This is a genomic window from Pseudomonas sp. NPDC090203, assembly GCF_044746765.1.
Lineage (GTDB): Bacteria > Pseudomonadota > Gammaproteobacteria > Pseudomonadales > Pseudomonadaceae > Aquipseudomonas > Aquipseudomonas putida_AD.
Map to the genome: position 1 here is coordinate 1 of NZ_JBIVCV010000028.1, position 10,387 is coordinate 10,387.

The window sequence follows — 10,387 nt, forward strand, 5'->3', positions numbered from 1 at the left end:
ACTCGTAATCCTTGACCGGGCCAAAGATCTTGGCGCAGAACAAGCCGTCACGCTCAGGCTTGAACGTACGGTAGATGATGGTTTCCGGCTTATTAACTTCACCGAACGACCACGAACGGATCATCTCAGGCGAGGCCAATCCGATACGGATGGCGTCGAACTCTTCGACTTGACCCTGGTTTTTCAGCAAATTCAGTAGGTCTTTCAAGGCCTTTCCTCCTGGCGGAGCAGAGAGTGGTCAAACCGACCCACTCTCGATCGCGTCACGTGTTATTCGGTTTCCAGATCGATATCGATACCGAGCGAACGGATTTCTTTGATCAACACGTTGAAGGACTCGGGCATGCCCGGCTCCATACGGTGATCGCCGTCCACGATGTTTTTGTACATCTTGGTACGACCGTTCACATCGTCCGACTTCACTGTGAGCATTTCTTGCAGAGTGTAAGCCGCGCCGTATGCTTCCAGCGCCCAGACCTCCATCTCCCCGAAACGCTGACCACCGAACTGTGCCTTACCACCCAGCGGCTGCTGGGTGACCAGGCTGTAAGAACCAGTGGAACGCGCATGCATCTTGTCGTCCACCAAGTGGTTCAGCTTCAGCATGTACATGTAGCCAACAGTTACCGGACGCTCGAACTTGTTGCCGGTACGACCGTCGAACAGTTGCATCTGGCCACTGTCCGGCATGTCCGCCAGGCGCAGCATCGCCTTGATTTCGCTTTCCTTGGCACCGTCGAATACCGGGGTAGCCATTGGAACGCCGCCACGCAGGTTCTGCGCCAGATCCAGAACTTCCTGATCGGTCAGGTCGTCGATGCTTTCCTGACGGCCACCGATCTCGTTGTAGATCTCGTTCATGAACTTGCGCAGTTCAACCACTTTGCGCTGCTCTTCGAGCATGCGGTTGATCTTCTCGCCCAGACCTTTGGCCGCGAGGCCCAGGTGAGTTTCGAGAATCTGACCAACGTTCATACGCGAAGGTACACCCAACGGGTTGAGGACGATATCCACAGGTGTGCCGTTGGCATCGTGTGGCATGTCTTCAACCGGCATGATCACGGAGACCACACCCTTGTTACCGTGGCGACCGGCCATTTTGTCGCCCGGCTGGATGCGGCGACGAATGGCAAGGTAGACCTTGACGATTTTCAGCACGCCTGGAGCCAGGTCATCGCCTTGCTGCAGTTTGCGCTTCTTGTCTTCGAACTTGTCGTCCAGCAGACGGCGGCGATCGACGATGTAAGCCTGAGCGCGCTCGAGTTGCTCGTTCAGAGCATCTTCGACCATGCGCAGCTTGAACCACTGACCGTGTTCCAGACCGTCGAGCACTTCGTTGGTGATTTCCTGACCTTTCTTCAGGCCAGCACCACCTTCAGCGATCTGACCGACCAGAGCCGAACGCAGACGCTCGAAGGTTGCGCCTTCGACGATGCGGAACTCTTCGTTCAGGTCCTTGCGGATCTCGTCCAGCTGGCTCTTCTCGATGGACAGGGCGCGGGAGTCGCGCTCTACGCCATCACGGGTGAAGACCTGTACGTCGATGACAGTACCTTTGGTGCCAGTAGGCACGCGCAGGGAGGTGTCTTTAACGTCGCTGGCTTTTTCACCGAAGATCGCACGCAGCAGTTTTTCTTCCGGAGTCAGCTGGGTCTCGCCTTTCGGAGTGACCTTGCCCACCAGGATGTCGCCAGGGCCGACTTCGGCACCGACGTAAACGATACCGGCTTCGTCCAGCTTGTTCAGCGCAGCTTCACCCACGTTCGGGATGTCTGCGGTGATTTCCTCTGGGCCCAGCTTGGTATCACGCGCCACACAGGTCAGTTCCTGAATGTGGATCGTGGTGAAGCGGTCTTCCTGAACAACACGCTCGGACAGGCAGATGGAGTCTTCGAAGTTGAAGCCGTTCCACGCCATGAACGCGATGCGCATGTTCTGACCCAGAGCCAGGTCACCCATCACGGTGGACGGGCCGTCGGCCATGATGTCGCTGCGCTGAACGCGAACACCCAAGATCACCAGAGGACGCTGGTTGATGCAGGTGTTCTGGTTCGAGCGGGTGTATTTGGTCAGGTTGTAGATGTCGACACCGGCTTCGCCCGGCTCAACTTCGTCATCGGCAACACGAACCACGATACGGCTGGCGTCAACGGAGTCGATCACGCCGCCACGACGGGCAACGACACAGACACCGGAGTCACGCGCAACGTTGCGCTCCATGCCGGTACCTACCAGCGGCTTGTCGGCACGCAGGGTCGGTACAGCCTGACGCTGCATGTTCGAACCCATCAACGCACGGTTGGCGTCGTCGTGCTCGAGGAACGGAATCAGCGACGCGGCAACCGAAACAACCTGCTTCGGCGAGACGTCCATCAGGGTGACGTCTTCCGGCGCCTTGACGGTGAATTCGTTCAGGTGACGAACAGCTACCAGCTCGTCGATCAGCACTTTCTTGTCGTTCATGGTCGCCGAAGCCTGCGCGATCACGTGATCGGCTTCTTCAATGGCGGACAGGAAAACGATGTCGTCAGTGACCACACCCTCTTTCACCACGCGGTACGGGCTTTCCAGGAAGCCGTACTGGTTGGTGCGAGCGTACGCTGCCAGGGAGTTGATCAGACCGATGTTCGGACCTTCCGGCGTTTCGATCGGGCAAACACGACCGTAGTGCGTCGGGTGTACGTCACGAACTTCGAAGCCTGCGCGCTCACGGGTCAGACCGCCCGGGCCCAGTGCGGAGACACGACGCTTGTGCGTGATCTCGGACAGCGGGTTGTTCTGGTCCATGAACTGCGACAGCTGGCTGGAGCCGAAGAATTCCTTGACCGCAGCAGCAACCGGCTTGGCGTTGATCAGGTCCTGAGGCATCAGGCCTTCGCTTTCTGCCATCGACAGACGCTCTTTGACCGCACGCTCAACACGTACCAGGCCAACGCGGAACTGGTTCTCGGCCATCTCGCCTACGCAGCGGACGCGACGGTTACCCAGGTGGTCGATGTCGTCGACGATGCCTTTGCCGTTACGGATATCGACCAGGGTCTTGAGGACCGCAACGATATCTTCCTTGCACAGCACGCCCGAACCTTCGATTTCGGTGCGACCGATACGACGGTTGAACTTCATCCGGCCAACAGCCGACAGATCGTAACGCTCCGGGCTGAAGAACAGGTTGTTGAACAGGGTCTCGGCAGCATCCTTGGTTGGCGGCTCGCCAGGACGCATCATGCGATAGATTTCGACCAGGGCTTCCAGCTGGTTGCCGGTCGAATCGATCTTCAGGGTGTCGGAGATGAACGGACCGCAGTCGATGTCGTTGGTGTACAACGTTTCGATACGGACAACCTGGGCCTTGGCAATCTTGGCCAGGATTTCGGTGTTCAGCTCGGTGTTGCACTCGGCAATGATTTCGCCGGTGGCCGGGTGCACGATCGCCTTGGCGGTCGTACGGCCAATCACGTAGTCCAGCGGAACGTCCAGGGCCTTGATGCCGGCTTTCTCGAGCTGGTTGATGTGGCGCGCGGTAATACGGCGGCCTTGCTCGACGATCACCTTGCCCTTGTCATCCTGAATGTCCAGAACGGCAATTTCACCACGCAGGCGCTGAGGCACCAGTTCCAGGCTCAGGGTTTCGCCATGAACGTGGAAGACGTTGGTGGTGTAGAACGCATCCAGCACTTCTTCGGTGGTGTAGCCGAGTGCGCGCAGCAGAACCGATGCAGGCAGCTTGCGACGACGGTCGATACGGACGAATACACAGTCCTTTGGATCGAACTCGAAGTCCAGCCACGAACCGCGGTAAGGAATGATGCGAGCGGAGTACAGCAGTTTGCCGGAGCTGTGCGTCTTGCCGCGGTCGTGGTCGAAGAACACGCCCGGGGAACGGTGCAGTTGGGAAACGATAACGCGCTCGGTACCGTTGATAACGAAGGTACCGTTTTCAGTCATCAGGGGGATTTCACCCATGTAGACTTCTTGCTCTTTGATGTCCTTGATCGCTTTGTTCGACGATTCTTTGTCGAAAATGATCAGGCGTACTTTTACCCGCAAAGGTACGGCGTACGTCACGCCGCGCAGCACGCATTCCTTGACATCAAAGGCCGGTTCGCCCAGACGATAGCCAACGTACTCCAGAGCAGCGTTGCCGGAGTAGCTGATGATCGGGAAAACGGATTTGAAGGCCGCATGCAGACCGACGTCACGGAACTGGTCCTTGGTCGCGCCCGCCTGCAAGAATTCGCGATACGAATCCAGCTGGATAGCCAAGAGGTACGGTACGTCCATGACGTCCGGCAACTTGCTAAAGTCCTTGCGGATACGTTTTTTCTCAGTGTATGAGTAAGCCATCAGCGTTCCCCAGCTTGGTCACCTGCTTGTTTGGCCTCCCCCGACGGGAGCGGCCAGAAAATCTTGCAAACCCCATGGTTTGCGCCACCATTCGCGGTGGTTGAAGCACGTTACGGCGTCGACCTGATCGACTGCCAATAACGGAAAAAGGCCGGTGGCAAAAGCCACCAGCCATCAGCCGTTCGCTCAACGCTTGGGCTGGAGACGCAAGGTCGAAATTACTTGACTTCGACTTTAGCGCCAGCTTCTTCCAGCTTCTTCTTGGCGTCAGCAGCGGCTTCTTTAGTAACGCCTTCTGCAACGACCTGAGGAGCGGTGTCAACTTTCTCTTTGGCTTCTTTCAGGCCCAGGCCTGTCAGTTCACGAACAGCCTTGATCACGTTGACTTTCTTCTCGCCGGCTTCAACCAGAACAACGTTGAACTCGGTTTGTTCTTCAACAACAGCGGCAGCAGCAGCTGGGCCAGCAGCGGCAACAGCAGCGGTCACGCCGAAGGTTTCTTCCATTGCTTTGATCAGCTCGACAACTTCCAGAACGGTTTTCTGGCCGATTGCTTCGATGATTTGCTCGTTAGTCAGAGACATGACTATATATCCTGTATTGGGGGTGACGGCCTACGCGACCATCAAATTAAACATATGATTTCGAAAGTGCTTGCGGTGCCTTAGGCAGCGGAAGCTTCTTTCTGGTCGCGAATAGCTGCCAGGGTACGAGCCAGCTTGCTGGTAGCGCCTTGGATCACGCTCATCAGCTTTGCAATGGCTTCGTCGCGGGTCGGCAGGGTAGCCAACACGTCGATCTGGTTAGCGGCAAGGAACTTGCCATCAAACGCAGCTGCCTTGATCTCGAACTTGTCCTGACCCTTGGCGAACTCTTTGAACAGACGGGCAGCAGCGCCCGGGTGTTGGTTGGAGAAAGCGATCAGGGTCGGGCCGGTGAAGGCGTCGTTGAGGACACTGAATTCAGTGTCAGCAACAGCGCGCTTGAGCAGGGTGTTACGTACGACACGTACGTATACGCCAGCTTCACGAGCCTCTTTACGGAGTCCGGTCATCGCGCCTACTGTCACGCCACGGGCATCAGCCACGACAGCAGACAGAGCGACTTTGGCAGCCTCGTTGACTTCAGCGACGATGGCCTTCTTGTCTTCGAGTTTAATTGCCACGGGTTTAACTCCTGCATGTTACCGTTTCATCTGGCCGGAGCCGGATGTCGTTTTGGTGTCTGATTCGGTAAGGAACCGGGAGCACCATCTGCGTAGGCTTGTGGTTTAAGACTTGCGCCGCCTACGGTCTTGGATAGCCCCCGCAACGCAGGGACCCCAATTTTTGCGACGGTGCGGTTACCCGCACCGTGGCCAGTCTTACGCGTTCAGCGAACCCTGGTCGATGACCAGGCCTGGGCCCATAGTGGTGCTCAGGGTAACGCGCTTGACGTAGATACCTTTCGAGGAAGCTGGCTTGATACGCTTCAGATCAGCGATCAGGGCTTCAACGTTCTCACGCAGCTTGTCAGCTTCGAAGCCGATTTTGCCTACGGAAGTGTGGATGATGCCGTTTTTGTCGGTGCGATAACGAACCTGACCAGCTTTTGCGTTCTTGACCGCAGTGGCTACGTCTGGAGTAACGGTACCGACTTTCGGGTTAGGCATCAGGCCGCGAGGACCCAGAACCTGACCCAGTTGACCTACAACACGCATTGCGTCCGGGGAAGCAATGACGACGTCATAGTTCAGGTCGCCGCCTTTCATTTCGGCAGCCAGGTCGTCCATACCAACGCGGTCAGCGCCGGCAGCCAGAGCAGCTTCAGCAGCTGGACCCTGGGTGAAGACAGCAACGCGAACGGTCTTGCCAGTGCCGTGTGGCAGCACAGTAGCGCTACGAACGACCTGGTCGGATTTACGCGGGTCAACACCGAGGTTTACAGCAACGTCGAAAGACTCGCTGAACTTGACGGTCGACAGTTCGGCCAGCAGAGCTGCCGCGTCGTTGAAGCTATAGGACTTGCCAGCTTCAATCTTGGAAGCGATTGCCTTTTGGCGTTTGGTCAGCTTAGCCATTACACACCCTCCACGTTAAGGCCCATGCTACGAGCAGAACCGGCGATGGTACGCACGGCTGCTTCCATGTCAGCAGCAGTCAGATCCGCGTTTTTGGTTTTCGCGATTTCTTCCAGCTGAGCACGGGTAACGGTGCCAACTTTGACGGTGTTCGGGCGAGCCGAGCCGCTGGTCAGGCCAGCTGCTTTTTTCAGCAGAACCGAAGCAGGGGTACTTTTGGTTTCAAAAGTGAAGCTGCGGTCGCTGTATACAGTGATGATCACTGGAGTCGGCAGACCTGGCTCAAGACCCTGAGTACGGGCGTTGAAGGCCTTGCAGAATTCCATGATGTTCACGCCGTGCTGACCCAGAGCAGGACCGACGGGCGGGCTTGGGTTAGCCTGAGCGGCTTTCACTTGAAGCTTGATGTAAGCGGTAATCTTCTTGGCCATGAGGCACTCCAATTACGGGTTCGAACGCCTCGAAAGGCTCCCCGGTTACTTGCGCGTTTATCCCAGTGACGACAAAACCCCACAGCCCAGGGCTGCGGGGTAAGGGATTTCTCGCTCAGCTAGACCTTTTCGACCTGGCTGAACTCGAGCTCTACCGGAGTAGAGCGACCGAAAATGAGCACTGCGACCTGAATCCGGCTCTTTTCGTAGTTAACTTCTTCGACCGTACCGTTGAAGTCCGCGAAAGGACCATCGGTAACGCGAACCACTTCGCCTGGCTCGAACAGCGTCTTGGGCTTGGGCTTGTCACTGCCGTCGGCAACGCGACGCAGGATAGCCTCAGCTTCTTTATCGGTAATCGGTGCCGGCTTGTCCGCCGTTCCGCCGATGAAGCCCATGACACGTGGAGTGTCCTTGACCAAGTGCCAAGTACCCTCATTCATGTCCATCTGGACAAGCACATAACCAGGGAAGAATTTACGTTCGCTTTTGCGTTTCTGGCCGTTACGCATCTCTACCACTTCTTCGGTAGGGACCAGAATTTCGCCAAAACCATCTTCCATGCCTGCCAGCTTTACACGCTCGATCAGAGAGCGCATAACATGCTTCTCGTAACCCGAGTAGGCATGCACTACGTACCAACGCTTAGCCACGGGACACCCTTAGCCAACAATCAAGGAAACAAGCCAGCCGAGCAGGGAATCAAGACCCCACAACAGCAGCGCCATAACCAGAACCACAGCCACCACGATCAGGGTAGTCTGGGTAGTTTCTTGACGAGTAGGCCAAACAACTTTACGAATCTCAGCGCGAGCTTCCTTGGCCAACACGAAGAAAGCCTTGCCCTTGCCAGTCTGCAGGCCTACATAGGCTGCGACAGCGGCGATCACGAGCAAAGCGAGCACGCGATACAGGATTGGCTGTGCCGAGTAGTATTGATTTCCGACAACACCCACGACGACCAGGAGGACTACAACGAGCCACTTCACGAGATCAAAACGGGAGTCTGGGGCTTCAGCCTTTGGATTCATCTACTAAAATCCTGTGAAAAGAAAGCCAGATACGTTATGCGAATCTGGCAGGTCAGGAGGGAATCGAACCCCCAACCTACGGTTTTGGAGACCGTCGCTCTGCCAATTGAGCTACTGACCTAAAAGCGAAATCAGGCCGACCATTATGCTGGCCCGACAGAAAGATTTCAACAGCCATTCGGAAAGTCGATTCTCGACGCTTCCAAACCACCGCTACCGACCACTTGAACCCAGGCCTGAAGCCACGACACTAGGCCCAACCAACCGCTTAAAACAAAGGCAGATACTTTCATATCTGCCTTTATAAATGGAGCTCTTGAGCGGATTTGAACCGCTGACCTCACCCTTACCAAGGGTGTGCTCTACCAACTGAGCTACAAGAGCGAAACACTTTGCACAACCAGCAAACTTGGAGCGGGTAGCGGGAATCGAACCCGCATCATCAGCTTGGAAGGCTGAGGTTCTACCACTAAACTATACCCGCCGAGCATGCTGCTTACGCTCGAAATTTGGTGGAGGGGGAAGGATTCGAACCTTCGAAGTCGTAGACGTCAGATTTACAGTCTGATCCCTTTGGCCGCTCGGGAACCCCTCCTAAGCGAGGCGACATATTAACTCATGCCACCCTTCTGTCAACCTTTTTCTCAATAAAATCTTGAGGTTACATACGTTGACGCTTGCTGCGCTGTGAGGGCTATTTGCTCTGCACTGCGAAGCGGGCGCCATTCTATGCAAACTATCCTGCGGTTGCAACACCCTCGCACGACATTATTTTACTTTTTAATTGCGGGAAGTCCTGGGTGAGGCTGAGCAACATCGCATCATCAATAAGACGGCGGCTTTCGGGCTCGACTTTCAACCAATAAACGGCCCCCGCCTCATCTACGCGCTTGCCGAACTGGGTCTGAATATCCAGGCTCGTCAGACGCTGCTCGATGGTCCTGGCCTGATTCGGCTGCATATCACCGCCCAGATACAGGCACTGCAGATTGCCATTCGAACTCACGCCCGATTCGCTCAGCAGGCGAATATCCTGGCGATTGCCCTTAAACTGCGCCAATGGCGCGACCTCCTTGGGCCGCAATGGCGCTTGCTGCTGATGCCAGAGGTAGTAGAAGCCGTTCAACATGACCAGTAACAGAAATACCCAACGCATAACATCCTCATCCGCACTACCCAATCACACGCCACCGGCAAAGACATGTCCGCAAGGCGCCAGGCTTTACCCGCTCGCTGATTCATCCCGCAATCTCAGGCTCAGCTCCCCACCGCTGAACACCTGCACCTGATCGCCGATCCTGAGCTTCAACGCTCCGACCGTATCGACCCCCACCACCACGCCTTCAATCGCCGTGGAACCCGCCAGCAGCGTGACCGCCCTGCCCTGCCATGCGTGATTGGCTTCCCACTCTTCATGAAAGGCGCCAAAACCCTTTTCACGATGTTCGCCCAGGTAGCGGTGGAGGTGCCTGCTGAGGGAGGCCACGACCTGGTTACGGTCCAGTGGCTGGCCAACCTGCTGCATCATTGAAGTCCAGGCCTGATCCACCTCGGCGGCCGAACGCATGTTGACGTTGATGCCTATGCCGATCACCACATGACAGACGTCTGCCGGATCTCCCGTAAGCTCCAGCAGGATGCCGGCCAGCTTGCGGTTACCCACCAAGATGTCATTAGGCCACTTAAGACCCGCATCAGCGATTCCCAGCTCGCGAAGCATGCTGACCACCGCCAGACCCACCAGAAGGCTCAAGCCCTCCAGCTGACGCATACCACCCTCGACGCGCATCACCAGGCTGTAATAAAGGTTCTCGGCAAAAGGGCTCACCCATTTGCGGCCACGCCGGCCTCTGCCCGCCGTCTGCTGCTCGGATAGCACCAGGATTGGCAACTGAACCTCGCCATCGATCAGACGCATCGCCTGGGCGTTGGTAGAGTCGATACTGTCGTAGACCTGGGTCGACCAGCCTAACTCGTTCAGCGATCGATTGAGGACATGCTCATCGAGTAGAAACAGTGGGCTAGCCAAGCGGTACCCGCGACCCCGGACCTTGTGGACTTCAATCCCGGTTTCCGCCTGGAGTTGCTGCAGTCTTTTCCAGACAGCGCTACGGCTCACTCCCAGCGCTGATCCAAGGTCTTCGCCAGAGTGAAACTCACCATCCCCAAGAAGCTTCAACAACGTCCGCATTCGTTTCACGCCTGTCTATGAGGGTCGCATCATAGCCATGCGCGCTGCCGGTGCATAGGATCCGGGCGGAAGGGGCTTATCGCGGGCAAGCGCGCTCCTACGGGTTTGCGGCGTTCAGCTACACGTGTGTTGCCTGACACACCGCTCCCGCCGGCAAGCCGGACTGCTACGGGATATGCGCCACCCTGTAGGAGCGCGCTTGCCCGCGATGGCGGTGGGTCAGGCGGTGCGGTGGCGTTTGTCCTGGCGCAGTCGCGGGCAAGCGCGCTCCTACAGGGCGGCATCAGGGTGGAAAACTTTTCCAGGCGCAAAAACAAAACCCCAACCGCGT

10 protein-coding genes and 4 tRNA genes are annotated in these 10,387 nt (G+C 56.8%); all 14 read right to left on the bottom strand.

The features are described from left to right. Nucleotides 1–208: hypothetical protein (locus tag ACIPO9_RS27950; protein ID WP_400784533.1), on the bottom strand; the 208-nt coding region annotated here is incomplete at its 3' end. Between the two features lie 62 nt (nt 209–270). Beyond that, nucleotides 271–4,344 (bottom strand): DNA-directed RNA polymerase subunit beta, encoded by a 4,074-nt coding sequence (rpoB, locus tag ACIPO9_RS27955; RefSeq protein ID WP_400784534.1) that lies wholly within the window; start codon nt 4,342–4,344, stop codon nt 271–273. A 218-nt stretch (nt 4,345–4,562) separates the two neighbouring features. Continuing rightward, nucleotides 4,563–4,928, bottom strand: a complete 366-nt coding sequence (gene rplL / locus ACIPO9_RS27960; protein WP_274134932.1) for a 50S ribosomal protein L7/L12 — start codon at nt 4,926–4,928, stop codon at nt 4,563–4,565. Between the two features lie 80 nt (nt 4,929–5,008). Then, on the bottom strand, nt 5,009–5,509 hold the full coding sequence (rplJ, locus tag ACIPO9_RS27965; RefSeq protein WP_274134933.1) for a 50S ribosomal protein L10: 501 nt from the start codon (nt 5,507–5,509) through the stop codon (nt 5,009–5,011). A gap of 198 nt (nt 5,510–5,707) precedes the next feature. Then, nucleotides 5,708–6,403 (bottom strand): 50S ribosomal protein L1, encoded by a 696-nt coding sequence (gene rplA / locus ACIPO9_RS27970; protein WP_400784535.1) that lies wholly within the window; start codon nt 6,401–6,403, stop codon nt 5,708–5,710. Beyond that, entirely contained in the window at nt 6,403–6,834 is a 432-nt protein-coding gene (rplK, locus tag ACIPO9_RS27975) for a 50S ribosomal protein L11 (protein WP_007933726.1), read from the bottom strand. Before rplK ends, rplA begins: the two co-directional genes overlap by 1 nt. A 119-nt stretch (nt 6,835–6,953) precedes the next feature. After that, on the bottom strand, nt 6,954–7,487 hold the full coding sequence (gene nusG, locus ACIPO9_RS27980) for a transcription termination/antitermination protein NusG (RefSeq protein WP_010443972.1): 534 nt from the start codon (nt 7,485–7,487) through the stop codon (nt 6,954–6,956). Nucleotides 7,488–7,496: 9 nt separating this feature from the next. Next, complete coding sequence (gene secE, locus ACIPO9_RS27985; protein WP_081569200.1) at nt 7,497–7,865, bottom strand: preprotein translocase subunit SecE; 369 nt, start codon at nt 7,863–7,865, stop codon at nt 7,497–7,499. A gap of 45 nt (nt 7,866–7,910) precedes the next feature. Next, a tRNA-Trp gene (locus tag ACIPO9_RS27990) sits at nt 7,911–7,986 on the bottom strand. A gap of 187 nt (nt 7,987–8,173) precedes the next feature. Then, nucleotides 8,174–8,249: transfer RNA gene (locus ACIPO9_RS27995), tRNA-Thr, on the bottom strand. Between the two features lie 26 nt (nt 8,250–8,275). Next, a tRNA-Gly gene (locus tag ACIPO9_RS28000) sits at nt 8,276–8,349 on the bottom strand. Nucleotides 8,350–8,375: 26 nt separating this feature from the next. Further along, a tRNA-Tyr gene (locus ACIPO9_RS28005) sits at nt 8,376–8,460 on the bottom strand. 141 nt (nt 8,461–8,601) lie between these two features. Further along, a complete protein-coding gene (locus tag ACIPO9_RS28010; RefSeq protein ID WP_400611204.1) occupies nt 8,602–9,021 on the bottom strand; it encodes a hypothetical protein in 420 nt (139 codons plus the stop codon). Nucleotides 9,022–9,087: 66 nt separating this feature from the next. Next, on the bottom strand, nt 9,088–10,056 hold the full coding sequence (birA, locus tag ACIPO9_RS28015) for a bifunctional biotin--[acetyl-CoA-carboxylase] ligase/biotin operon repressor BirA (protein ID WP_400784537.1): 969 nt from the start codon (nt 10,054–10,056) through the stop codon (nt 9,088–9,090). Nucleotides 10,057–10,387: the final 331 nt, after the last annotated feature.